This is a genomic window from Thalassobacterium sedimentorum (assembly GCF_031127905.1).
Lineage (GTDB): Bacteria > Verrucomicrobiota > Verrucomicrobiia > Opitutales > Coraliomargaritaceae > Thalassobacterium > Thalassobacterium sedimentorum.
In genome coordinates this window covers 1-25,050 of record NZ_JARXIC010000004.1, presented here as the reverse complement: position 1 = coordinate 25,050, position 25,050 = coordinate 1, and the positions used below count along the sequence as shown (strand labels likewise).

23 protein-coding genes are annotated in these 25,050 nt (G+C 53.2%); 11 read left to right on the top strand and 12 right to left on the bottom strand.

What is annotated here, in order from left to right:
- Nucleotides 1–325 precede the first annotated feature (325 nt).
- A complete protein-coding gene (locus tag QEH59_RS03340) occupies nucleotides 326–1,390 on the top strand; it encodes an alpha/beta hydrolase family protein (RefSeq protein ID WP_308983940.1) in 1,065 nt (354 codons plus the stop codon).
- A 53-nt stretch (nucleotides 1,391–1,443) separates the two neighbouring features.
- Here the strand turns inward: QEH59_RS03340 and QEH59_RS03335 are convergent, their stop codons facing one another.
- Nucleotides 1,444–2,490: a type IV pilus twitching motility protein PilT gene (locus QEH59_RS03335; protein ID WP_308983939.1), complete on the bottom strand. Its 1,047-nt coding sequence runs from the start codon at nucleotides 2,488–2,490 to the stop codon at nucleotides 1,444–1,446.
- A 29-nt stretch (nucleotides 2,491–2,519) separates the two neighbouring features.
- Entirely contained in the window at nucleotides 2,520–3,884 is a 1,365-nt protein-coding gene (locus QEH59_RS03330) for a type IV pilus twitching motility protein PilT (RefSeq protein WP_308983938.1), read from the bottom strand.
- A gap of 123 nt (nucleotides 3,885–4,007) precedes the next feature.
- Here QEH59_RS03330 and folB point away from each other — a divergent pair, with 123 nt between their 5' ends.
- From folB to QEH59_RS03300, 6 genes are all read left to right on the top strand, one after another.
- Entirely contained in the window at nucleotides 4,008–4,373 is a 366-nt protein-coding gene (gene folB / locus QEH59_RS03325; RefSeq protein ID WP_308983937.1) for a dihydroneopterin aldolase, read from the top strand.
- Nucleotides 4,364–4,861 carry a 2-amino-4-hydroxy-6-hydroxymethyldihydropteridine diphosphokinase gene (folK, locus tag QEH59_RS03320; RefSeq protein WP_308983936.1) on the top strand — a complete coding sequence of 166 codons (498 nt, stop codon included), beginning with the start codon at nucleotides 4,364–4,366 and terminating at the stop codon, nucleotides 4,859–4,861. The genes folB and folK overlap by 10 nt, the downstream gene beginning before the upstream one ends.
- A gap of 12 nt (nucleotides 4,862–4,873) precedes the next feature.
- A complete protein-coding gene (locus tag QEH59_RS03315; RefSeq protein WP_308983935.1) occupies nucleotides 4,874–5,158 on the top strand; it encodes an Rdx family protein in 285 nt (94 codons plus the stop codon).
- Nucleotides 5,159–5,162: 4 nt separating this feature from the next.
- Nucleotides 5,163–5,888: a uracil-DNA glycosylase family protein gene (locus tag QEH59_RS03310; protein WP_308983934.1), complete on the top strand. Its 726-nt coding sequence runs from the start codon at nucleotides 5,163–5,165 to the stop codon at nucleotides 5,886–5,888.
- A gap of 137 nt (nucleotides 5,889–6,025) precedes the next feature.
- Nucleotides 6,026–7,429 carry a nitronate monooxygenase gene (locus tag QEH59_RS03305; protein ID WP_308983933.1) on the top strand — a complete coding sequence of 468 codons (1,404 nt, stop codon included), beginning with the start codon at nucleotides 6,026–6,028 and terminating at the stop codon, nucleotides 7,427–7,429.
- Between the two features lie 112 nt (nucleotides 7,430–7,541).
- Nucleotides 7,542–8,522 carry a zinc-dependent alcohol dehydrogenase family protein gene (locus tag QEH59_RS03300; RefSeq protein WP_308983932.1) on the top strand — a complete coding sequence of 327 codons (981 nt, stop codon included), beginning with the start codon at nucleotides 7,542–7,544 and terminating at the stop codon, nucleotides 8,520–8,522.
- Between the two features lie 55 nt (nucleotides 8,523–8,577).
- Here the strand turns inward: QEH59_RS03300 and QEH59_RS03295 are convergent, their stop codons facing one another.
- Together QEH59_RS03295 and QEH59_RS03290 are read right to left on the bottom strand one after the other, a co-directional pair.
- Nucleotides 8,578–9,534 (bottom strand): substrate-binding domain-containing protein, encoded by a 957-nt coding sequence (locus QEH59_RS03295; RefSeq protein WP_308983931.1) that lies wholly within the window; start codon nucleotides 9,532–9,534, stop codon nucleotides 8,578–8,580.
- 117 nt (nucleotides 9,535–9,651) lie between these two features.
- Nucleotides 9,652–11,112: a beta-N-acetylhexosaminidase gene (locus tag QEH59_RS03290; protein ID WP_308983930.1), complete on the bottom strand. Its 1,461-nt coding sequence runs from the start codon at nucleotides 11,110–11,112 to the stop codon at nucleotides 9,652–9,654.
- Between the two features lie 142 nt (nucleotides 11,113–11,254).
- On the opposite strand from QEH59_RS03290, the gene QEH59_RS03285 reads away from it, so the two are divergent.
- From QEH59_RS03285 to QEH59_RS03275, 3 genes are all read left to right on the top strand, one after another.
- A complete protein-coding gene (locus QEH59_RS03285; protein WP_308983929.1) occupies nucleotides 11,255–12,217 on the top strand; it encodes a glycoside hydrolase family 130 protein in 963 nt (320 codons plus the stop codon).
- Nucleotides 12,218–12,692: 475 nt separating this feature from the next.
- A complete protein-coding gene (locus QEH59_RS03280; protein ID WP_308983928.1) occupies nucleotides 12,693–14,156 on the top strand; it encodes a glycoside hydrolase family 130 protein in 1,464 nt (487 codons plus the stop codon).
- 19 nt (nucleotides 14,157–14,175) lie between these two features.
- Nucleotides 14,176–16,524 carry a glycosyltransferase family 4 protein gene (locus QEH59_RS03275; RefSeq protein WP_308983927.1) on the top strand — a complete coding sequence of 783 codons (2,349 nt, stop codon included), beginning with the start codon at nucleotides 14,176–14,178 and terminating at the stop codon, nucleotides 16,522–16,524.
- Nucleotides 16,525–16,608: 84 nt separating this feature from the next.
- On the opposite strand, the gene QEH59_RS03270 is transcribed toward QEH59_RS03275, so the two are convergent.
- The 8 genes from QEH59_RS03270 to QEH59_RS03235 form a co-directional block, all read right to left on the bottom strand.
- Nucleotides 16,609–16,830 carry a Nif11-like leader peptide family natural product precursor gene (locus tag QEH59_RS03270; RefSeq protein WP_308983926.1) on the bottom strand — a complete coding sequence of 74 codons (222 nt, stop codon included), beginning with the start codon at nucleotides 16,828–16,830 and terminating at the stop codon, nucleotides 16,609–16,611.
- Entirely contained in the window at nucleotides 16,823–17,839 is a 1,017-nt protein-coding gene (locus QEH59_RS03265; RefSeq protein WP_308983925.1) for an ADP-ribosylglycohydrolase family protein, read from the bottom strand. The genes QEH59_RS03270 and QEH59_RS03265 overlap by 8 nt, the downstream gene beginning before the upstream one ends.
- On the bottom strand, nucleotides 17,836–18,612 hold the full coding sequence (locus QEH59_RS03260; protein ID WP_308983924.1) for an NAD(+)--dinitrogen-reductase ADP-D-ribosyltransferase: 777 nt from the start codon (nucleotides 18,610–18,612) through the stop codon (nucleotides 17,836–17,838). Before QEH59_RS03260 ends, QEH59_RS03265 begins: the two co-directional genes overlap by 4 nt.
- A gap of 22 nt (nucleotides 18,613–18,634) precedes the next feature.
- Entirely contained in the window at nucleotides 18,635–22,216 is a 3,582-nt protein-coding gene (gene nifJ / locus QEH59_RS03255) for a pyruvate:ferredoxin (flavodoxin) oxidoreductase (protein WP_308983923.1), read from the bottom strand.
- Between the two features lie 139 nt (nucleotides 22,217–22,355).
- Complete coding sequence (locus QEH59_RS03250) at nucleotides 22,356–22,814, bottom strand: flavodoxin domain-containing protein (protein WP_308983922.1); 459 nt, start codon at nucleotides 22,812–22,814, stop codon at nucleotides 22,356–22,358.
- A 10-nt stretch (nucleotides 22,815–22,824) separates the two neighbouring features.
- Nucleotides 22,825–23,337, bottom strand: coding sequence for a hypothetical protein (locus QEH59_RS03245; protein ID WP_308983921.1), 513 nt, complete (start codon nucleotides 23,335–23,337; stop codon nucleotides 22,825–22,827).
- 4 nt (nucleotides 23,338–23,341) lie between these two features.
- Nucleotides 23,342–24,478, bottom strand: coding sequence for a homocitrate synthase/isopropylmalate synthase family protein (locus tag QEH59_RS03240; protein WP_308983920.1), 1,137 nt, complete (start codon nucleotides 24,476–24,478; stop codon nucleotides 23,342–23,344).
- A gap of 31 nt (nucleotides 24,479–24,509) precedes the next feature.
- On the bottom strand, nucleotides 24,510–24,818 hold the full coding sequence (locus tag QEH59_RS03235; protein WP_308983919.1) for a (2Fe-2S) ferredoxin domain-containing protein: 309 nt from the start codon (nucleotides 24,816–24,818) through the stop codon (nucleotides 24,510–24,512).
- Nucleotides 24,819–24,859: 41 nt separating this feature from the next.
- Between QEH59_RS03235 and QEH59_RS03230 the strand changes: the two genes are divergently transcribed.
- On the top strand, nucleotides 24,860–25,050 hold a 191-nt coding region (locus QEH59_RS03230; protein WP_308983918.1), incomplete at its 3' end, for a hypothetical protein.

Sequence of the window (25,050 nt, the reverse complement as noted above, 5' to 3'; positions counted from 1 at the left end):
GCACATCCACTGCAACTTTTTCTCCTTGAGAACGCTTTAATACAGTATGCTTTGTTTTCGACAGCATCTGTTTTGCGATTGGGGGCGCCTGTGGCTGAGTACCTGGCTGCGATGCCGCTGGGCTGTTTTATTACGCCATTGGGGCTATTTACTTTGTTTGCTCGCGTTCAACCACATGCTGTCCGCACATATGCGACATGTGCGAACTGTTCAAAATCGGGAGTACCTTGCTTATTTGCCTGAGGATTATGCTGTGCGAAGTGAGCCTATACAGGTTTTATTAGCACTACATCCGGCAACTTTTGATGCTGAAGGCTTTAGAAATATGGCACAATTCGAAGAGGAGAGTGCCGCCGATGATGTGATCGTGATCTATGCAAATGGTAGCTCTGGTATCGCGAGCGTTTCGTCGTGGGATGCTGCAGATCCGCTTGGGGGGAGTCGAGGTGATGCCGACTATTTGTTGGCAGTAGTGGCCGACATCGCGACGATTGCGCCCACTCGGGCTAAATTCGCCATTACGGGTTTTTCGGCTGGAGCGCTGATGACCTATCGCATGCTCTGCGATCATGCTGATCTGATCGCTGCTGCGGTACCCTATGGGGCCTATTATAATGAGAGCGTGATTGAGCATAGTCTTTGGCCTATGACAGTACCTTTGTTGCACATGCATGGCGCGGACGATCCTAAAGTAAATCCTATCACTGGAACAGGGGATGCTGACCACCTTTATCATTTTGGTGTACTGTCGGAGTATATGTCGGCTGTAGCGCTTCGTAATGCGGGCAGCTTGTCTTTCATGCCTGACTTCACTAAGATTCAGTCTGAATTGAGTGGTGCGAACGTCGAAGTCGTAAATGCGACCAGTTCTTATGTTCTACTGGAGGGGATTGGGCACTATTGGCCGCGAGCCTATCATGGCAGTGGGCCAAATGGCTCTGCAGCAGTGCTTGCTTTTGTTAATCAGTTTGCGGGGGACACGATCGACAGCACTCCTTATGAAACCTGGCTGATGAATTTTCCCGAATTATCTGGCGCAGCTGCGTTTCGTGAAGCAGATCCGGATGGCGATCGTTTGCCGAATTTACTCGAAATGATTATGGGCCTGGATCCTGGGCATTCTGATCTCGGCAGTGCACGGTACCCAGATACGAGTGTTGGGGATAATAAGTTACGTCTTAGTTTTCCAGTGGATTCGCAGTATCAGCCGTCAACAGAGGAGGCGACCATTACCTTTTACGGGATGGGAGCTTCGAGAGTGGAGGGGCCCTGGACACGTCTAGAAGCCTATGAATCTAGCGAGGGCCGATATGTCGTGGAAGTGACGCTTTTAGATGATTCATCGTATTTTCTTAAATTGACGGCGAGAGACGCAGATGAGTCACCTTAGCGCATACGGGGGCTGGGTTGATGGAAACCAGTTATCTTCAGTTGCTGCCTACTTTAATTGGGCTTAAACTGAGCTTTGTCGCTCGCTTTCATATAAGCTTCTTCCATCGTAATGATGTCATCATCGAGCAGTTTGCGAAGCGATACATCTAGAGAGACCATACCTGCGCTGCGGTTTTGATCGATAATATTACGGATACTGGAGTGGGCACTATTACGTATACAATTGGGCAGTGATCCATGTTTGAGTAAGATTTCGTGGGCTGGGATGCGCCCTCCATCTTTGCGCTTACACAGCAGTTGAGATACGATGCCTCGCAAAGATTCGGCGAGCATGATACGGGCCTGATTCTGCTCATCTGAAGGAAATGCATCGATGATCCGATCAATGGTCTTAGTTGCGCTATTGGTATGTAAGGTGGCGAATACCAGCATACCCATTGCGGCGCAATTGAGAGCGAGCCGAATTGTTTCCATACTACGCATTTCTCCGATTAGGATTACATCGGGGTCTGCGCGCATGGCACTTTTGAGACCTGCGGTAAATGAATGCGAGTGTTCGCCAATTTCACGGTGCAGGATGGTACTGTTTTTATCCTGATGGGCAAATTCGACGGGGTCTTCGAGGGTAATAATCTGGCGTTGGCTGCTTTCATTTATTTCATCAATGATCGCTGCGAGTGTGGTGGATTTTCCATTGCCAGTAGGTCCAGTGACCAACACGAGTCCTTCAGTATAGTTCGCAATCTTTTTCAGCGCTTGCGGTAGCCCAAGTTCATCAATGCTAGCGATACGGGAGGGGATTTGGCGTAGCACTGTGGCCATCCCTTTGCTGTTTCTGAAAAGATTCATCCGGAAACGCGCCTTTCCGGGAATTTCATGCGCGAGGTCGGTGTCGTGGCTTTCGAGAAAGGCCCGCCAACGATGTTCCGGTGTGACTGCTTGTAGCATCGCCTCCATTTCGTTTGCTTGAATAGGCTGATCGCTGAGTGGGTGGATCAGGCCATCAATGCGTGTTTTCGGTCGGGCACCGACTGATAGGTGGAGGTCGGAGCCGCCTCGTTCCAGCATGTCAGTGAGTAGTGTATCTAAATCGTTCATACTGTGGGGATGTTTTGAATGAGCAGGGTTTAGTCTTCGGTGTTGTAGGTGTGTGTGGCTGCGGTCTCTGCTGAGATCTTGCCCGCTTCGAGCAACTCTTTCACCGAGTCGTTCATCGTGCGCATACCATATTTTTTGCCAGATTGCATTACGTTATTGAGGCCAGTTTGTTTCCCATCTCGTATAATATTGGCGACAGCGTTGGTATTGACCAATAGTTCGCAGGCGAGCACGACTTCATCATTTACGCTAGGTAAGAGTCGCTGACAGAGTATGCCGCGTAAGGAGCCTGCGGTCATTGCACGAATTTGACTTTGCTGGCGGGGCGGGAATACATCCAGTAGGCGATTGAGTGTCGAAATGGCATCACGGGTGTGCATGGTGGCGATGACTAGATGCCCGGTTTCGGCTGCGGTGACCGCCATTTCGATGGTTTCCAAATCACGCATCTCGCCGATGACGATAATGTCGGGATCTTCCCGCAACGCGGATTTGAGCGCGGTGTGAAAGGACTGTGTGTGGTCGCCAATTTGTCGTTGGGTCACGATGCTATTGGCAGATTCCTGCATGACCTCGATGGGGTCCTCAACGGTAATGATATGCTCCTGACGTGATTGATTGAGCTCATTCACCAGGCTGGCGAGTGTGGTGGTTTTACCGCTGCCAGCGGGGCCGGTCACTAAAATGATGCCGTTGTGATAGGCGAGTAGTTTTCGAATGTCGGGGGCATTGGGAAAGCCCAGTTCTTCGAGGCTCATTAGGCGGTTCGCAACAACGCGATAAACGCCGGAAATTCCATTTTTATGTTCCATTAGATTGGCACGAAAGCGCATTCCATTATGTTCACCAATGCCATCTATTGTAAGAGCATAGTCGAGGTCCAAGTCTAATTCAAATTGCTTGCGTTGTGACTCATTCAGCAGAATTAAATTGATGCGTCGTGCCAGTTTGTCAGATAGCGGAGTATTGCTCAAATAAACGATGCGCCGATGATGACGTATGCGTGGTCGTGCGCCTCCGGTAATGTGTAGGTCGCTGGCACCTATTTTTTGACACTCTACAAAGAGTGTTTTGACTGCTTTGAAAAGTTCGGCATCTGACAGAGTATTAAATGTAGAAAAGGCGGGGAAGCCTGTGAAGCCAGTGTCCATTTCAAGCTCGATGCCGGGGATTTCTGGTAGTTCAAAGCCTTCTTGAGTATTTTGATTGGCTGCAGTCACCGCCTCCGTTAGAAAATCTGTATCTGTAACCCAGCCGGTGCTGGTTAATAGTCTGGCCACGGAGTCGACATCCATACTTGGATCTAAATTGGTCACCATGCCAGTGATTTGATTAGAAGTTAGAAGTTTGTTCTCCGAGCAAAAGTGGAGTAGCCAGTGGATTTCGGGGCGCATGTAGTTTGTGAGGTTGGTAGTCGAGGTCTCGAATTGAGTTTCTTGTGCTTAGAGTCACTCAAATCAATTTCTATTGCAAATTGTATCCTTTCAATTCTGAAGCTCCAAGTGTTTATTGCTCAGATGCAGAGCGCGAAGATTGAGCTTAAAGAATTGGTGTTTTTTGCCCGACATGGACTTCTCGAAGAGGAGGCGGTCTTAGGGCAACGGTTTCGGGTGGATGTGGTGGTGACGCTCAATCCCTCACTGGATCTTTCGCTGGATAGTCCTGAGTCGACAGTAAACTATGTCGAATTGTATGCAACGGTGAAGGAGATCTTTACTCAGCAGCGCTTTAATATGATTGAGGCAGCGGCAGATCGAATTGCAGCACGGGTTCTCGAGCGTTTTGCTAAAATTATTTCGATTACGGTTACGGTGAAGAAGCCTTCCGTACCAGTCGATTGTATCTGCGATTACTTCGCGGCGGAGGTGACACGATGTCGCTAGTTCGAGCATATATTGCGCTCGGGAGTAATCTCGGCGATCGATTGGGCCAGATGCAATCGGCGCTGGTGCGCTTAGCGGTCGACGAGCGTTTACAGGTGCTGCAGGTGAGCCCCGTTTACCAGAATCGTGCTGTGGGAATGGGAGATGTTGACGACTTTCTCAATGCGATTGCGGAGGTGGAGACCAGCTTGGCCCCACTGGAGCTTTTGGATCGTTGTCTAGCGGTGGAAACAGAGCTTGGGCGCGTGCGTACAGGGCAGTGGGCACCTCGCACGATTGATCTTGATGTGATTGCTTATGGATCGGAGACGATTGAATGCGAGCGATTGCATGTGCCACACCCGCGTATCGCAGAGCGCGACTTCGTCGTGCACCCTCTCAATGCTATTGCACCCGAGTTACGGATCGGTGATCAACGTGTTGCCGATTTGGCAGCCACTTTATCTAAAGAGGGCTTGACGCTGCATCCTCTGAGGCTAAACGCCTAATTTTTGAGACAAATGAAGCCACAAATCGAAATCGAATACTGCCCTGGCTGTCGCTGGTTGCTACGAGCTGCATGGACGGCGCAGGAACTCTTAACTACCTTCGAGTCTGAGTTGGGCGCGGTGACACTGCGCCCTGCTGAGATCAGTGGAACCTTTAGTGTGACGGTCAACGCTCACTTGCTTTGGGATCGTAAGATTGAGGGACGTTTTCCAGAAATGAAAGAATTGAAGCAACGCGTGCGTGATCAGATCGCACCTGAACGTGATTTGGGGCACAGTGATCGTGCTGAAAGGTAAGCAGATGTCCGCTGAAATTGCGCAACAAGCGATTGCCGCTGCCGAGCGCTTGGCTGATGGTGTTGATGCGCTTCACTTTGACGAGCCAACGACGCATGTTTATAATCCTCTGCGTTATGCGTGGACTGGGCATCGAAGCTATCTCGAGCAACATGCGCGAAGTTGTAAGCGAGTGATCTTTATGGGGATGAATCCAGGTCCGTTTGGTATGGCGCAGACGGGAGTGCCCTTTGGAGAGATTCGCTCAGTCCGTGAGTGGGTGGGGGTTGAAACGACCATCCTGAGCCCTGACTATGAGCATCCCAAGCGTCCGATTGAAGGATTTTCCTGTCAGCGAAGTGAGGTGAGTGGACGTCGTTTGTGGGGGCTCTTTGCGGATAAATATCCGGTGGCAGCCGACTTTTTTGAGCAGCATTTTGTGGCTAATTATTGCCCGCTGGTTTTTATGGAGGCGAGTGGTAAGAATCGCACACCCGATAAGTTGCCCGTGGCGGAACTTGCAGATTTGTATGCCGTCTGCGATCAGCACCTGCGTGACTTGGTGGATTTGTTGCAGCCTGAGTGGGTGATCGGTGTGGGCGCCTTTGCAGAAGCACGTGCAAAAGAAGCTTTGCGCGGCTATAACTTGAAAGTTGGACGTATTTTGCATCCCAGTCCCGCTAGCCCCGCTGCTAATCGTGGTTGGGCAGAGCAGGCGGAACAACAGCTTGTGGCCATGGGCGTGTGGTAAAGAATACTGGAATTTTATTAAATTCCCTGTCCTGAAATGTGATTTATTAATGTGCGCGTATAGCTGGCGTTATAACAGGCGCTAGACTTGGCATTAGTTTCGACATATTTTAAGCTGTCGTATTATTAAGGAATCTTATGTTAAATACTTTAGATTCTTCGCAGGCGACGGCCTATCCTGAAATTATTCAAGGCGGTATGGGGGCGGGTGTCTCTAATTGGCGCTTGGCAAATGCGGTGGCTAAGCGGAGGCAACTCGGCGTAATTTCGGGCACTGCATTGGATACCATTTTAATTCGGCGATTGCAGGATGGAGATGAGGGAGGGCACATGCGCCGCGCGATGGCGGCTTTCCCATACCAGGAGATGGTAAAACCGATTCTGAGAGATTGGTTTATTGATGGAGGCAAACCTATTGACGAGACGTATAAACTAAAACCGATGCCGACAGCAGATATGTTGCGCGAAGATGAAGAGCTGCTGATCGTGGCCAATTTTGTGGAAGTGTATCTGGCGAAGGAAGGCAACACTGGTATGGTTGGTATTAACCTACTGGAGAAAATTCAGTTGCCGACACTGCCGTCGCTATTTGGAGCGATGTTGGCAGAGGTGGATGTGGTCATCATGGGGGGGGGGATTCCACTGGGGATACCCGGTGCACTGGATAAGATGTCACAGCTGCAGCCGGTTGAGATGAAACTAAATGTTATCACATCCGATCGTTCGCAGGAGTTCTTGACCTCATTTCATCCGGGCACGCATGTTTCTGCAGTGCAGGAACCTCTTAAGCGCCCTCTGTTTTTCGCCGTGATCTCATCGGATATACTTGCGAAGACCTTAGTGAAAAAAGCCAGTGGCCAAGTCGATGGCTTCGTCATCGAGCACTACAATGCAGGCGGACATAATGCACCTCCTCGCCGGGGGGACGCCTATTCGGAGCGAGATATCTGTTCGGTTGAAAAAGTCGCGGCTTTGGGACTGCCTTTTTGGATGGCGGGAGGCTGTGCCTCACCGCAGGACCTACGTCAGGCAAAGGAGGCAGGTGCTTGCGGAGTACAGGTCGGTACGGCATTTGCCTGTAGTGAGGAATCAGGCATTACTGATCAAATCAAGACTGAGATCATACAGCAACATCGTGCCGGAACATTGAATGTGATTACGGATTTTAAGGCTTCACCAACTGGATATCCATTTAAGCGTGTAGAAGTTGAGGCTAATTCAGGGCGTGATGCTTGCCGCGCATGTGATTTAGGGTACTTACGTCACGTGTATGCCAAGGATGATGGCACGCTGGGCTATCGCTGTCCTGCCAGCCCACGTAAACCCTTTATCAATAAAGGCGGGACCTCCGAGGAAGCAGAAGGTAAGCACTGTCTTTGCAATGGCCTACTCGCGACCATAGGTATGGGACAGGTTCGACGTGGTACTGCGGTACAGCCCCTCGTTACATGGGGCGAAGACATGCGATTCCTGGACCCTATTCTTGGTTCGCATAAATCCAGTTATTCCGCGAATGACGTCATTGACTACCTTCTGGCCTAGTTTTGCAGCTTATGCTGTGGAAGATTCTATTTCTTGTTTGTGATATGGCCGTCACCTAGGGAAAACTTCTCCTAGCGCTAGCGTTTTCACTTATTCTCTTTAATCTTATTCTATGAAACAATCTGCACTACGACATCATAGCTTTGGGAAGCCTCTCGAAGTTTTACAATTGGAACAAATTGCCCAACCAGAGCCACGGGCTGGTGAGGTGCGTGTGAAGTTGGAATTCGCGACCATCAATCCTTCTGATTATGGTATGATTGGTGGTAGCTATGGTAATTTGCGCGAATTACCAGCAGTCGCGGGGCGTGAAGGTGTCGGCGTTGTGGACGCGCTCGGAGCAGACGTGAGTGGTATTGAGATCGGCACTCGGGTGCGCTTTCCCGGTGAGGATGGCGCATGGCAAGCTGCAGCTTGTGTGGCTGCTGATGAACTACTGATTGTTCCTCCTGAAGTACCAGTTGAGCAGGCGGCGATTTCTTTTATCAATCCGCCCACAGCGTATTGTTTATTAAAGAAAATTGTTGATTTGAAGCCTGGTGATTGGGTGATTCAGAATGCCGGAAATTCGGCGGTAGGTCTTTCGGTCATTCAAATGGCGAAGGCCATGGGGTTGAAGACGATCAGTCAAGTGCGTCGAGAGGAATTAGTCGAGCCGCTCAAGGCGATGGGAGCGGATCATGTCGTACTGGAAGGCACTGGCTGGGCTAAAGGTGTTTCAGAAATTACTCGTGGGGCTGTCGTGCAACTTGCCCTCAATTCCATTGGTGGCGAGAGTGCCATTGACCAAATTAAGGCTTTGGGGGATGGTGGCACACAAGTGACCTTTGGTGGAATGGTGGGGGACAAGGTGCGTTTTCCTACACGTTTTTTGATTTTTAACGATGTGCGGTTGACTGGTTTTTGGTGGGACCGATATGGTAAGCGCAACGGTTTGGTTGGCGTGCGTGATGTGATGGCCGAAGTGTATGCAATGATGGCGGACGGTCGTCTGAGCTTGCCAATCGAAAAAACGTATTCGTTTAGTGAATACGAATCAGCCATTCAACATGATAGTCAGCCACGACTTGGTAAGGTATTGCTTCAGCCTTAGCAGTCGTGGCGTTCAGTCTACGCTGCAACATCATGTGGCTCTGATTGTGATCTGGTTATTTTAGCCATTGCTTCCAGCTTTCACGATAATCCTCTGCATTGTGTCGATCGACGACGCGTGGAAGAGTTCGTAGAATTTTTTCTTCGGGAGGCTGTTGCTTGTGTAGTTTTTCGACCATAGCTTCAACGCTTCGGTAGCCCCATTCATAATATGGGTGTACGACTAGAGCATCCAGGTAGCCTTGGTCCACATACATGAAGGCGGAGGGCGAGGATTGAATTGCCACGGTGGGTAGTTCTTTGGGAGCCCAGGGAAGTGCTGGCATGCCTAACAGCGGCCAGTCTTCTAGGAAAACCCAGCCTTTTATCAGGTCATTACGATCGTTTTTTTCAGCATTTATAATGGCTGTAATCGCTGATTGGTAGTTGGGTTCGCAGCCTACCGTGGTTTCTATTCGGCGATAGCCCAGCACCTCACTTAGTCCTTGCATGCGTTGTTTTAGCTCAGGGCTGGGATCGGTGCTGGTTAGGATGGCCACGCGTGCCTTAGTCGGCAGCTTTTTTAATATGGTGCGTCCTACCATTCGGCCTGCTTCGGCTTCGTCGGCTAGGATCGATGCCAGTGCTGGTATGTCTGGTAATTGGCTTTCAAAATAGACAACTTCTTGGCCTTGCTGAATGGCAAACTCTAAAGATGCGCGGACGGAGTCTGTGTTCTCTGGACTAATAATAAGGCCATCTGCATCTTCGATAAAAAGTTCTGCCAATGCAGTTACTTGATTGGCGCCTTGGCTTTTATTGGGAGTGAAGACCACTAATTCAATATCGATTGAATACTTTTCGCTAAGTTCGAGGGTGGCTGCCTGCGCCCCGGCGTGTGCCGCTTGATAGATTGCGTTATCCTGATCACGCCCTACGATCCCAATTTTATATTCGCCCAAAAGCTCGCGGTTTTGAGCTGGTAATGGGAGAGTCCATAGTAGGAGTGCAAGTAGAGATAGTCTTTGGAGCATAGATGAGGGAGTTAGTGATCTCTGTAGACAGTTGGCAATCGGCTTTGTTCGTAATTAAGTGGATGTTGCGCTAGACTTATTCGGTATCAAGGACTTTCCTATTTAATTGTCTGTCTTTTATTTGTGAGCTGTCGCCATGTTCTTTTGCATACGCGACAAGCTGTCAGCCAGTCCTCCCACGCGGCAATGGCGTTGCCATTGCTGTGCAAAATTCTCAATTAATATTTGTTGCATTTCGCTATTTAACTGAGCTTGAAATCGGGCGAGTCCAGCTCGATTGAGCTGAATCGAGAGGCCAATTTCCGGATCGAGCTGTTCGCTTTGAATTGTATCTAATGCTGCGGCGCAGTGCGCAAGTTCTTGCTCGTTGGTGAGTGGTCGAATGGCTTTGTTGAATTCAGTTTCGTTGGCAAAGAATGCGCTGTGCAGCAAGCTATTGGGAGGTGCGGGTTGGGGGAGTTGAGCATCGATGCGTCCCAAGGCACAAATGGCTGCGCCATTGCCCTCGGGCTGATCTGGATAAAAGAGCTTGTCGATGGTTTCAATCAATTCGGATGCTTCCAATTCTTGACCATGGGTCGCGGCTGCGGCGATCACCAGGGCGGGATAGAGTGTGAGCCAGGGTTGATGGTGTCCGTTGTCTCCCCAGGTAGTCAGTAGCAGACCACGGGCGCCGTGGGCATGCCCCTGCTGGGCCGCCAGTTGAATGTTAGTTTCGGCCACATCCAGACGTCCACTAAAGGAGTTCCAATTGCCCGCACCGGGCGCCACATAGAATTGATTGCGAAAGCCGGCTTCGGCGACGATACGGCATTGTTCGGCAAAGGGGGAGTCGGCTTCGTAGCCCCATATCACGGGAATGACATCTTGGGGTAACTCCGGCACCAGGTCCGGGCGCTCCATGATAATGTCGGACCAGAACTGTGGCGTGTGCCCATGCTTCGCCGCCAGCGCGAAGAGTTGCTTCATGAAGTCGAGATATACGCGGTGCTTGCCTTCGCTGGCGACGCGTGCCGCGCTGCGGCCTTTGCCGAGCTCCCAGGGCTCGTCGCCGCCGATGTGTATTTGCCGTGAAGTGAAGTTGGGCAGTAGCTCGGAGTAGAGGTCATCCATGAAGTCGGCACTGCGTGCGTCTGGATAGAGCGTGCTGCCAAATTCACGCCAGCCTGCCCAGGGATGCTCGAAGCCGTCGGGGCATTCTGCCAGCGGTTTATAAGCTTCATGCCGCAGCCAACGTTCCATGTGTCCGAAGGAGTTTTGATTGGGCACCAGCTCGATGCCGCGCTCCGCGCAGTAGCGATCGATCTCACGGATTTCCTCCGCTGTCATGGGAGAGGCATGTTGCCAGACCACTTCGTGCTGGGCGTAGGCGAAGGTGTGCTCGGTATAGAGCTGTAGTTCATTATACTGCAATGCCGCCAGAGCATCGATCAACTGGCGCAGTGTCTCCATTGTGGGCACCCGGTTGCGGCTGATGTCGAGCATCAGTCCGCGACGTTCAAAGAGAGGAGCCACCTGGCTCCAGCTGGGGGTGAAATCGGGGCTCTGTGCCGTGCCTGCTGGGGTTGATTTTTTCATGCTTTGGGGGCATGTTGGAGAAGTATACTTGGAGTCACAAATAGAAATGAATGCGTCGTCTGTACTTACTCGTTTTCTTAATAATCCTATATTGACGCCGTCTGAGCTTCGGCCATCGCAAGCAGGGCTTGAAGTGATGTGTGTGTTCAATCCTGCTGCGACCTTATTTCAAGGTAAGCGTCTGCTTTTGATTCGTGTTGCAGAAAAAGCCATCGCCGAGCGGGGCTGTATTGCCTCGCCCGTCCTGGATCTGGAGGCTGGGGAGGTTCGTATTCATCAGTTTCGTTTGGATGATCCGAAGCTGAACTATACAGATCCCCGCTTTTTTACTTACAAGCATCAGATCTATCTGACGAGCCTCAGCCACTTCCGCGTGGCGACTTCGGAGGATGGGCAGCACTTTTCCATCGGGGCAGAGCCAGTTCTTTATCCGGAGACGGCATACGAGACCTTTGGGATCGAAGATGCGCGGATCACACAGCTGGAGGGGCGCTATTATATTAATTATTCAGCCGTGTCCGAGCGGGGAGTGGTCACTGTGCTGGCAGAGACGGCAGACTTTAAATCGTTTCAGCGACGGGGCATTATATTTGCACCGGATAATAAAGACTGTGCCTTGTTTCCTGAGAAAATCAATGGGCGCTATCAGGTCTTGCATCGTCCTGCGGTGGTTCACGCGGGGCAAGCTTCCATCTGGACCGCTTCTTCTGAGAATTTGTTAGACTGGGGCCACCACCGATTTGTAGCTGGGCCGCGTTCTGCTCACTGGGACTGCGAGCGTATCGGCGCCGGGAGTCCGCCAATCAAAACGTCGCAAGGCTGGTTTGCGTTCTATCATGGATGCAATCATCAATCACGCTACTGTCTGGGACTGCTGCTACTGGACTTGGAAAAACCGTGGCAGGTGATCCGGCGTTCGTGGCAGCCCATCTTTTCTCCCGAGGCTTCTTATGAATGCGAGGGCTTCATGCCGGAGGTGGTCTTTCATAATGGAACCATTGATCTGGGGCAGGGACAGCTGGAGATCTACTATGGGGCTGCGGATCGGGTGACTTGCGCTGCGCGTGTTTCGTTGGATGATTTGCTGGCGAGTTTGGAATCCTAGCCTTGAGTTATTTTGTCTCATTTGAGTCGTTCAAACAGTTCTTTTTGTCTCAGTGTCATAAGGCAGTGTCGCCTGTCATTTTATGGCTACTATTGCGTCCATTAAGATTCAATACTGTGCGAACTTAGATAAATACTGAGATTCTGTTGAGGTCCGGTTCTGGCAGTGATTGCCGGTTCGCTGGTGTTATTTTTGGCATATTATGTGCAGGTGATGCGGGCGAAGGTTTTGTTCAGACATGAAACGAAATGATATTGGCATAACTTTTCACTATAGGCTTGTTGCTGAGATTAGCTCAGGCGGATCGGGGTATAAGTAGATGACTTATCTCTCCGTGGGGAGTGCAATTCTTTGGGGATGCATTACACTGTCGTTTCGTTCCGAGGGCTTAGCCCTTTGAACATGTAAAATAGAATAGTTCAATCATACGTTAGATGAAAGAGGTGTTAAATAGACTGTTCTAGCTATTAATGATATGAAGCGAAATCGAACGCCCATCCTGTTACAGCCGGATCCATCCAGAGTCGTGATCCGTCCTTTTGAGTTACACAATCGCGAGCGCATTGCTAAAATCATTGGACGCGTCTTTTCCCTTAGTGAGCGGCGCGCGAGAGATCAAGCGAAGCGCCTGCTCGATGAGTTTGGAGGTCGGCATACGAATCCGCGCGCCATTTTCCTGGACCGTTTTAATCAGGTCAAAGAGTTCCTGCTTACGGATATGCCGATGACGGAGGATCGGAAGCTATTGATCGGTGGCTATTTCTTACAAGAATATGCTTTGGAAGCAGCGGCTTTGTTTAATCCATCCATTGTGCCGCATCCCGATCAGAGTGGGCTTACGCAGGGGGAACTGCGTTATATCATGAGCCTGCGGGCGACAGGTGAGGGGCATATTTCCTCGATAACATTTCGCACCGGGCGGATCGATGCCCAGGGCCGTGTGACCGTCGATCCGGCCTCTCCATTGGTGAATAGTGGGACCGTAGAGGCGGACCCGTCTTATGACCGAGCGTTATTTCTGCGCAAGTTGCATGAACTGGGGCTGGATACACCGTGGTCGCGGGAGATTATGGAAGAGTTGGAGGACTCCTTTACCTTGCTGCAATTGGAGGCGGTGGTGCTGCGGGCCTTGGCTCGTAATCGTTTTAGCCCCGCGATCGAGCGGGAAAATGCCGATGCGCTCTTATCGCTGGCGCGGGCGAATTACGAATTGGATTTTAACCCTACCGGTGATTTGAGTGAGCGCGTGATCTTTCCTTATTCCTCGACCGAAACGCGTGGGATTGAAGACGCACGTTTTGTCCGTTTTGAAGAGGAGGATGGGCAATCGATTTATTACGCGACTTATACGGCTTACAACGGGCATGCCTTTTTACCGCAACTGCTTGCGACCAAGAATTTCTGTGAGTTCAGCATTAATACCCTCAACGGGCCCGAAGTGCAAAACAAAGGAATGGCGCTCTTCCCACGAAAGATCAATGGACGCTACGCGATGATTTCGCGGCAGGATAATGAGAACGTCTATCTGATGTATTCCAACATGCTGCACTTCTGGTATGAGAAGACCTTGCTTTTGCGCCCGACATTTCCATGGGAATATGTGCAGTTAGGCAATTGTGGTTCGCCGATTGAAACTTCCGAAGGGTGGTTGCTGCTGACCCACGGTGTTGGATTTATGCGCAAATATGCCATCGGCGCAGTCTTACTTGATTTGGACGATCCTTCACGTGTGATTGGCCGTTTGAAACGTCCCTTGCTGGCGCCCGATGCACGGGAGCGTGAAGGCTACGTGCCGAATGTCGTGTATAGCTGTGGCGCCTTGGTGCACGCCGGTCGCTTGATACTCCCATATGCTTTGAGTGATCAGTGCACTAGCTTTGCGACCTTTGATTTAGAAGAATTGCTGACAGAGCTCAAGCAGGCCGGAAATCCGCGCTGAGGCTTGAATGATTTGTATTATGATGAAACCGATTACAGAATTAAACAAAGTAGCATTCGTTGGGGATTACCTGCCACGCAAGTGCGGAATTGCCACCTTTACTCACGACTTGCGACAATCCGTAGCGGCACATCTACCGGATACTGAATGCCTGGTCGTCGCCGTCACGGACCCGAAGGAGGATTACTTGTATCCGCCGGAAGTGAAGTTTGAGGTCAACGAGCAGAACTTGGATGATTATCGTCGCGCCGCTCAGTTTTTGCGTTTCCACAATGTGGAGACCATTTGTGTGCAGCATGAGTTCGGCGTATACGGCGGTGTCGAAGGGGGACATTTGCTAACCTTCCTACGTGAGGCCGGTTTGCCTGTGGTCACGACTTTTCACACCATTCTGACGGAGCCCAATCCCAATCAGCGCCGCGTTTTTGAAGAGCTGGTGCGTTTGTCCCAGCGTGTGGTGACTATGAGTGAACAGGGCGTCAGTATCTTACGTGATACCTATGATGTGTCTGAAGATAAAATCTCGCTGATCCCGCACGGCATTCCGGATATGCCGTTTGTGGATCCGACCTTCTTTAAAGATCAGTTCGGGGTGGAAGGGAAAAAGGTCTTACTCACCTTCGGTCTACTTTCACCTGGCAAAGGTTTGGAATATGCCATCGAAGCCATGCCTGATATTATCGCGGAACATCCGGATGCCGTGTATATTATCCTCGGTGCGACACACCCCAATCTGGTCCGACAGGAAGGAGAGAGTTATCGGCACCGCCTACAACAGTTGACCCGTGATCTGGGAGTCGAGAAGAACGTTTTGTTTTTCAACCGCTTCGTAGAAATCGAAGAGCTCAAAGAGTTTATCGGTGCCTGCGATGTGTATCTGACGCCTTATTTGAATCAGATGCAGATCACCTCTGGCACTCTGGCATATACCTACGGCAGCGGTAAGGCTGTGGTCTCTACGCCTTATTGGCACGCCGAAGAGCTACTGGCCGATGGTCGCGGTTGTCTAGTTCCATTCAGAGATGCCAAGGCTATTGCCACCGCGGTAAATGGTTTATTCAGCGACGAAGGTAAATTGGCCGCCATGCGTAAGCATGCATATCTGGATGGGCGCCGTATGGTGTGGAGCCGCGTTGCGCAGTCCTATGCAGATGTTTTTCGACAAGCACGAATCGATGCGGGGGTGACGCCAGAACAAGTGCAGCGCAAGCACGCCAGCCTGCGTCGTGGTCCGACTGAAGAGTGGTGGAAGAATTTTGAATTACCGAAGTTGAATCTCCGGCATCTGCACAATATGACTGATTCGACCGGACTGTTTCAGCATGCAGTTTTTTCCTTTCCCAATTTCGATGAGGGGTACTGTGTTGATGATAATGCGCGCGCGTTGGTCTTAACTTCCATGCTCGACAATATACATGCCGGCGACGCATGGAATGAAAGCTATCGACACTTAGCTCAGACATACGCGGCCTTTCTGCAGCATGCCTTCAATGTGGAGAACGGGCGCTTTCGCAACTTTATGAGCTTCGATCGCAGGTGGCTCGAAGAGGCGGGTTCCGACGACTCACACGCCCGCTCACTTTGGGCTTTAGGTGCCTGCGTTGGACGTTCGCACGATATCAACCTGCAAAATTGGGCCGCCCGTTTATTTGAAAGCGCGTTGCCTGCGGTGCTCAGCATGGGCTCGCCCCGCGCCTGGGCCTTTGCCTTGATCGGACTGCACGAGTATCAGCGCCGCTTATCTGGAGTGCGCGCGATTTCAGATGCCCGCTCCGAGTTGGCGCAGCGCTTACTCGAACTTTATCGCGAGCAAGCCAGCGATGATTGGCCGTGGTTTGAGCCGATACTTTCCTACTGCAACGCACGTCTGCCGCATGCTCTGATCGTGTCCGGGCGTGGGCTCCACGACGAGGAGATGCTGCAAGTCGGCCTGAGCAGCTTGGATTGGTTGATGCAGCAACAAGTGGACGAGCGCGGGTATTTCGCGCCCATCGGTAGCGAAGGCTTCTACCCTAAAGGTCAAGCCAAGGCCACTTTCGATCAGCAGCCGATTGAAGCCAATGTTACCATCTCTGCCTGTCTTGAGGCCTTCTTGGTCACGAAGAACGACAAGTGGCTTTATCAAGCCTGGCAGGCATTTGACTGGTTCCTCGGGACTAATAAGCTCGGCGTGCCCGTCTATGATGCCTCTACCGGTGGTTGCCGTGACGGTCTGCATGTCGACCGACTCAATTACAATCAAGGTGCAGAATCCACGTTGGCCTTCTTGCTCTCATTGGCCGAAATGAAAGCTCAGGAGAATGCCCTCAGCGCTTTTGCCCGTCCTGTGGAAACCGATCACAGCCCCATGGCAGAGCTTAGTGCATGATGCGGAGCGTCGCGTAGTGACAAGCTTCCAGCTTGTCGGTTTGGGAGAACAACAGGCTGGAAGCTCGTTACTACGAAAGGCTCGCTAGCGCAGCCAAATTGCGCGGGAGCGTGGGTTGCCGGATGATTCGAAGGACAGTTCCTCTTCTTTGAGGACCGCTTCGAGCTCTTCGAGGGTGAATTCGTAGCCCTCGGCGCAGGCTGTCTCGACGAACTTTTCCTTCGTTTCGATGACGTTGTAGCGAGCGCGCAGGTTTTTATCGGAGCCTCCGGCGAGGAGGAGTTTTTCTACATTAGCTTCAGACATGAGTGGTGCTTGGTTGATGTTGGTGCAGGCCATTGGGGGCATGAGATGAGTCATGCCAGATGCCCAATCGCTTAAGTTCTTCTTTACCGCGCAGGAGTTCGAGCCAACGGGCGGGGATGCCTTGCGCCCCGTGGCGGAGGCCGGCGATGCCGCCCGCGATGCATGCGGTGGTGTCGGTGTCGTTGCCAAGGGAGATGGCGCGCTTAATGATGGTTTCGTAGTTCGGCCCCAGACAGGCCCAGCGGGCGCTATGCAAACTGTCGAGCACGTAGCCGGTGCCTTTGCCGTCTGCGCGGCGCTCGGGCCGGATGTGTGTGTCGAGTTCGTGGAGTGCTGGAGGATCGCGGCGGTAGATGGCGCGCAGTGTGGCGATGGCGCTTTCCCAGGGGGATGTGTGTTGCTGCATTTCGCGGCGTGCCCATAGGCAATAGAGTGCGCAACAGACTTGTGAGCGTATGTGAGCGTGGGTTAGGCGCGCCTGCGCGTGGGCTTCGTAGACCAGGGCGACGTCATTGCCCTGATGCAGGAGGGCGAGTGGGAGGCAACGCATGAGTGCGCCGTTGCCGTTGTTGCGTTCACCGCTGAGTCCCGAGTAGCGGGTGGGGGTGCCTTGCTTGAGCCGGCCGATGGCGGTGCTGGTTTGATTGCCGATGTCGAAGACGTAGTGGTCGACGGCCATATAGCCGCGGTCGTGCCATTTGATGAGCCGAGCAGCGTAGTCCTGAGCGTGATACATGCCGCATTCACGCATCGAGGCATACAGACAGAGTGCCTGTGCGCCGTCGTCGGACCAGGTGCCTAGTTTGACATGGGCATAGCTGCGCGCGAATCGTTTGGGGGGCTGCATCTCCAATTGTTCGAAGAGCGGCAAATCGCGTGGATCGCGAAATTCGTAAGGGACGCCACAGGCATCGCCCACCAGTAGGCCCAGCATGCCATCGCGCACCGGATCGCGGGGCGCTGCGAGGTTTTGCTGTGGAGCCTTGGATGTTGAATGTTCGTTATTCAATAGAGTAGTTCCTCGACTTCGTAGTCGCCGCCGATGACCAGGTATTCGGCTTCGCCGCAAAGGACACTGCCTCCGAGCAAGCTGCTAAAAAAGACGACCTTGGCGATGGCGACGGTGGTCTTCCAGACGGTGGACCCGAATTCCCATGCGCGTTCCCTGTCTGCGGTAAAAGAGACGAGGTTATTGAGGCGCACGATGGCGTGGCGTTTGTTTTGGATGCGACGGACAAAGTGCTCTTCTGGATCGTTGGTGCCTCGAAACAGGGTAAGCGTTGTGGTCTCGGGGGCCCGTCGGGCTTGTTCGTATTGGCAATACTCGTAGAGCAGGTCGAGTTGCGAATCGATGGCATTGGTGCGAGCTCGACCACGCATACGATCGTAGGCGTAGCGGTTGTCCTCTTCGCCCGATGCTTCGTCCTTTAGGATGCCACGATGATAGGTGGGAGAGACTCCGAAACGGCTCTGTATCCAACTTTTCAATACTGCACCTTCGATGCCGTTACTATCCATGCCCCAACCATTGAGAAATCGCAGGTAGCTGTTGCGTAAGCTGCTGCGGCTATCGCCCGTGAAGGCCTTCCAGTGGTGCAGGGCAAATTTCACACACAAGTAGTCGTGGAAAACCTTGGCGCGCTCACTGGGGGCATGGATGCTGTCGAGCTTTTCAAATAGTCGGCGGTTGGACTCGCGCACTCCGGCGATGTGCAGTGGCGTCGGTGCTTGGTTAAAGCTGACAGATGCCACGGCCCATGCCGGAAGATTGCAGAGGTTCATTCGATGACGTATTCTGGGCGGCTCAGCCCCAGCCGTCGTCGTCATCGTCGTCGTCCTCCAATTGCGCGGCGGCTAGTTTTTCCAATCGACTCCAGCGGGTGTCAACTTGCTGCTGAGCGGCTGCGAAGAGTTCCGCGGCGCGTTCCGGAGAACTGCGTTCCAGCGAGCGGAAGCGGTTTTCTTTGCGCATGAACTCAGCCACCGGTACGGAGGGCTCGAAGGAATCGAGGCGGAAGGCGGGCAGGCCTTGCTCGGTCTTGCGTGGATCGTAGCGGTAGATCGGCCAGTAACCACTGTCGACGGCGGCCTTTTGACGCTCCGGTCCCAGTGCCATATCAATGCCGTGCGCGAGGCAGGGGCCGTAGGCGAGAATCAGCGAGGGGCCCTCATAGGCTTCCGCTTCACGGATGACTTCGATCGCTTGTTGTTCGTTGGCACCCAGGGCGATTTGGGCGACATAGATGCCGCCGTAACTCATGGCGATTTGCGCCAGATCCTTCTTGGGTTGAGTCTTGCCCGCTGCGGCAAATTTGGCAATCGCCCCAGTGGGGGTGGACTTGCTGGATTGGCCGCCTGTGTTGGAATAGACTTCGGTATCCAGCACGAGCACATTGATGTTTTCACCGCTGGCCAGCACGTGGTCCAGGCCGCCGAAGCCGATGTCGTAGGCCCAGCCATCGCCGCCGACGATCCAGGTGCTCTTGGGCACCAGATAATCGATTTGTTGCAGGAGGCGTTTGGCGTCTCGGTCGGTGGTTCCTTTAAGTCGCGTTTCGATATTGAGAATCAGGGCACGTGTTTCTTCCCTCGTCTGGGTGCTGGCGTCCAGCACGGCATCGACCGCATCGCTCCCGATGATGTCTTTACATTTCAGCAGTAAGCGGCGGGCACTCTCTGTCCGATGCTTGGCCGAGAGGTAAAGCCCGAGGCCGAATTCGGCATTGTCCTCGAAGAGTGAATTGGCCCATGCGGGACCCTGGCCTGCGCTGTTGGTGCAGTAGGGCGTGGTGGGCAAGTTGCCGCCATAGATGGAAGAACAACCAGTGGCATTGGCCACTAGTAGGCGGTCGCCGAAGAGTTGTGTTAGGCTGCGCACATAGGGTGTTTGTGTGCAACCGGAACAGGCGCCTGAGAACTCAAAGAGCGGTTTGCGCAGGGGCAGGTTCTTGGCTGTCAGTTTGGCGTCGTCGATCTCGTGGGTGGGCAGACTTTGGAAGAAGGCTAACTTTTCTTTTTCTTTCTGCAATAGCGCGTCGATCGGTGTCATCTCAATCGCGCGTTTGCCCTCGGCATCGCGTGCGGGGCAGAGCTCGACGCAGGCATTACAGCCCGTGCAATCTTCGGGGAAAACTTGCAGCGTGTAGGCTTTGCCGGGGCCATCCGTTCCCTTGTAATCCGCATGTGGGAAGCCGTCCGGTGCCATCGCCAGCGCGGACTTGTCGTAGACAGCGGGACGAATGGCGGCGTGGGGACAGAACATGGCGCACTTATTACACTGGGTGCAAGTGGCTGCGTTCCAGACCGGGATCTCGGTGGCAATCTTCCGCTTTTCATATTGTGAAGTGCCACTGGGCCAGGTGCCGTCGACAGGGAATGCGCTGACGGGGAGCAGGTCGCCTTGGCCTGCCAGCAGACGAGCGGTGACTCTTTGCACAAAGTCGGGCGCTTCGTCGGGCACCCACTTGACCGCTTCCGGGCGGGCGGTGGTCTCCGCTGGGATTTCGACGGCTTGCAGGTAGGCGAGCGCGGCATCCACGGCGGCGCAGTTCATTTCGACAATCTTGGGCCCCTTGCGCCCATAGGTTTTTTCGATGGCTCCCTTGATACGGCGGATCGCTTCGTCGGTGGGGATGACGTCGCTCAGTGCAAAGAAAGCCACTTGCATGATGGTATTGATGCGGCGGCCCATGCCGACCTCAGCAGCGACCTTGTAGGCGTCGATGACGTAGAGTTTCGCTTCTTTGGCAATGAGTGCTGCTTGCACTTCGTAAGGTAGGCGCCCCCATATGTCGCTGGCGGCGCAGGGCGTATTGATCAAGAAAGTGCCTCCAGACTTGAGTTGGCTCAGCATATCCACCCGGCCGAGGAACTGCGGTTGGTGGCAACCGATAAAGTCGGCCTCGTCGATGAGGTAGGGCGCTTGGATTGGCTTTTCACCGAAGCGCAGGTGGGAGGTGGTCAAGCCACCGGATTTCTTGGAGTCGTAAACGAAGTAAGCCTGTGTGTTGAGCGTGGTGGCCTCCCCGATGATTTTGATAGTATTCTTGTTGGCGCCCACTGTGCCATCCGAGCCGAGCCCATAGAACATCGCCGATTTGGTGCCTTTGTCCTCCAACGTAAAGCTAGGGTCGAAGTCCAGCGATTGTTCGGTGACGTCGTCGCGGATGCCGATTGTGAAGTGATCCTTGGGGCGTTCTTGTAGTAGATTTTCAAATACAGATTTCGCCATCGCAGGAGTGAACTCTTTCGAGCCCAGACCGTAGCGGCCGCCGACGACCAGTGGGTCAATGCTGCGGCATTGGTTCGGGCAGCGGCTGGCCTTGCGGCAGGCTAACGAAACATCGAGATGGAGCGGTTCTCCGATGGAGCCTGGCTCCTTAGTGCGGTCGAGCACGGCAATCGATTTGACGGATTGCGGCAGTGCTCCGTGCATAAAGGCATGGGTGAAAAACGGACGATACAGTCGGACGGCGACGACCCCATATTTGCTGCCGCGATTGGCGTTCAGGAATTCCGCTGTTTGCGCTGCCGTTTCAACGCCTGAGCCCATCATGACGATGACCTGTTCCGCTTCGGGATGGCCGTAATACTCAAAGAGTTTATACTCGCGACCGGTGAGCAGGGCAAACTTCTCCATCAGAGCTTGTACGATGGCGGGCGTCTTTTTGACGAAGCTGTTGACTGCTTCGCGGGTCTGGAAATAGGTGTCTGGATTTTGAGCAGTGCCGCGCACGCTTGGCTTGTCGGGGCTGAGGGCACGGTCATAGAACGCGGCTAGTGATTCTGGATCGATCAAGCTATCGATCACTTGGTCAGGTAGTGTGTCGAGGGAATTGTATTCATGCGAGGTACGAAAGCCGTCGAAGAAGTGCATGAAGGGCAGGCGGGTGGCGAGGCTCGCTGCGTGGGCGATGGCGGCCATATCCTGAGCTTCTTGCACCGAGTTGGAGACCAGCTGTGCCACGCCGGTTTGGCGGCAGGCCATGACATCGCTGTGGTCGCCAAAGATCGACAGTGAATTGGTCGCAATGGCGCGGGCGGAGACGTGAAACACGCTGGGGGTCAATTCACCAGCCAGCTTGTAGAGAATCGGGATCATCAGTAGCAGGCCTTGCGAGGCGGTAAAAGTAGTGCTGAGTGCGCCCCCCATGGCGGTGCCGTGTAAGGTGCCCGCGGCGCCGCCTTCACTTTGCATTTGCATCACCTTGGGCACTTCGCCCCAGAGATTGGGCTTATCGGCTGCGGCCCATTCGTCGCAGAGTTCCGCCATCGAGGTGGAGGGAGTGATCGGATAGATCGAGATCAATTCGCTCATGCGATACGCCACCCGTGCGACGGCTTCGTTAGCATCAAGTGTGATGCGCTTTGTTTCGTTATTTTTCATAAAGATGTAGGGGCTTCACTTGTGAACGCCCGCAGTGGTTGTTGGCTTTTCGGTTCGGCCGAGTTGGCGGCTCGGTGGCTTAGGCTCGGATGGCTTTGCATACGCGGGCGTGACAAGTCGCGCCCCTACGTTTTAGTTTTTACTTTTTGACGCCGTAGACGCTGGCCATGGTCTTCCAAAAGTTCTTAGACCAGCCGATGTAGCTGACCATGAAGTCGGCACCGAGGTCGGTGCGTGGCATGACTGCTTCAGCGCCAAGGGCTGAGAGGCGAGCGTCGACTTGTTTGCCACACTCACAGAAGAGCGGATATTCTGTATCACCGAGAGCGAGCACGGTGTATTGCTTTCCCGTCAGTGAGAGATCGGTTTCCGCCAAAGCTTTGCAGAAGGGCACACATTTCGGTGGGGGCGCGCCGTCGTCCCAGGTGGAGATGATGACGACAAAGGGATGATCGATACTTTCGAGGACAGAGACCTCGCTGCTGGCCAGGTCGACAATGTCGACTTCGACCCCGTTCTTTTCGCCTTTTTTGGCGACCTTTTGAGCCAATCCCTTGGCGTTGCCTGTTTCAGTTCCGTAGAATACCGTGAGTTTCATGTTCTGCTTTCTAGTTGATTTTAGATGTTTTAGCTGTGGCCGGACAAATCGCGGCACCGATATCCATCTTGGGTTTGCTCCAGTAGTAGCTGCCGGTGGCTACGCCGCCGGTGAGATGGAAGGCTTCGACCATTTGGCGGCCGTTGGGCGGGGTGTTGCAGACAAAGCGCTTCTTGAACTCGTTGGCTGAGGCCGCGATCGGGCCCTGCTGGAGTAGCTTGAAGGCCATCACGAGATCGGATTCATCATACTCCGAACTCCCGCGCAGAGAGGTCATTCGATAGAGGCTGACCTCGGTTAAACCCTCGGGCAGCATGTCGATGACGATCTCATGACTGGCGCTGTCCAGTGAAGGGTCGACTAGTTCGACCAGTGCGGCTGGTGTCAACTCCCAGGTGAAGGGAGTGTCATCGCTTGCGTGCGATTGTAAAAAGCGCGCCAGGATGCCAGCCTTACCGGTTAATTTGATGGATTGAATCCGCTCGAAAGTAGAGCCGTTTTTTGCGTAGAGCCAGAATGCCATAATATTAGGATGCTTTCTTTATGTTGAGTGTGTGGAAAATTTGCCTGAGTTCGTTTTGTTCGAGTGCGCGGCCGAGTTGGGTGGCGGTTTCACGCACTTGGGGCAGTAATTGTTCCGCTTGGCATTGCTCAAGCTGCCAGCCCAGTTGAGCTGCTGCTTCGATCAATGCGCGGCAACTGGAGTGGCGGCCGATGACATGTGGGGGGCGTGTGTGCCCAACGGCTTCGGGCTTGAGAACTTCATAGCTGGACTTGTCTTGCATCTGGCCACTGCAATGGATGCCGGACTCGTGGGTGAAGCTGCCTTTACCTGTGACCGGTTTGTCCCATTTGAGTCGGCGGTCGGAGGCGTGGGCGACTAAGTCGCTGAGCGATGCCAGGCGGCTGATATCGAGCCCAAGGTCAATTCGTGAGGAACATAATAGTGCGGTGGCGACCTCTTCCAGCGGTGCATTGCCCGCGCGTTCGCCGAGCCCGTTGACGGTGACGCTGGCGCAGTCGGCGCCTGCCAGCAGGGCGGTGACGCTGTTGGCGGTGGCCATGCCAAGGTCATTGTGACCGTGGAACTCGATTTCGATATCTGCGTGCGATCGCAGGTTTTGAATGACTTGCTGTGTTTGCAAAGGGTTGAGGCGTCCTGTCGTATCCGCGTAGCGAATACGTTTTGCGCCAAGGCTTTGGGCCGCGTGCATGAATAATTTTAAGAAATCATTGTCGGCGCGTGAGGCGTCTTGCGCACCTATGGTGAAATACTCGAAATGATCCGCTGCGATGCGGCTGATCGACTCCATTGTTTTGAATACCCATGCGGCATCTTTTTTCCAAATGCGCTGATGCAGTTCGCTGGCGGGCAGTGAGAAATGAAAGCCGTCGGCACCGGAGCCCATGGCGGCGCGTAAGTCTTCGACCGTGGCGCGTCCCCAAGTCAGTATTTTGCATTGTAGGCCGCTGGCGGCAATCATGCGGATATGTGCGCGTTCACTGGCCCCCATCGCAGGAATTCCGACTTCCAATTCGGGTAAGCCGAGCGCATCCAACTCGCGCGCGATCTGGAGCTTTTCAGAGAGCGCGAAAACGACGCCAGCGGCTTGTTCGCCGTCGCGTAGTGTCGTGTCGATTAAATAGGGAGCTTTCGGTGGCATCTTATGCAGGTCGTGGCCTGATTCAATGGTTCTAGTCAGCGATGAGATTGGTTTCGCAGAGTTCGCCGTCTTCAATCGAGTCGAGTATTTCGTCGATCAACTCTTCGGTCGCGTGCTCGTAAAAGTGGCCGCCCGGGTAGTCGATCACGACCGGGCCGCGGGTGCACATGTTGAGGCAACCGGTCATAGAGACCTCAACGCCGTCGAGCATGCGGTCTTGGATTTCGCCCTGAGTGTAAGAGAGCAGGGCGACGGATTCTTTGTTGCAGCAGACGCCCTTGAGTTCGCCAGTGGCGCGGGCGCTTCCGCAGATGAATAGGTGGTGTTCGGGTTTGTTCATGGTTGGATGAATGATGGGGGATGAGTGATGAATGATGGGTGATGATTGGTTTGCTTTTTGTAGGGGCGCGACTTGTCACGCCCGTGGTGTTGCTGTTTTTGGATTGTATTAGGTTGATGCGCTTTGGATTAGGATCGGCGGTCTTCACAAGTGAAGCCCCTGCTATGTTAGTTTGTGTCAAGAACGTAGAAGCTGTTAGTTGGTTTTTACATATAAAAGTTTGGTTTCTCTT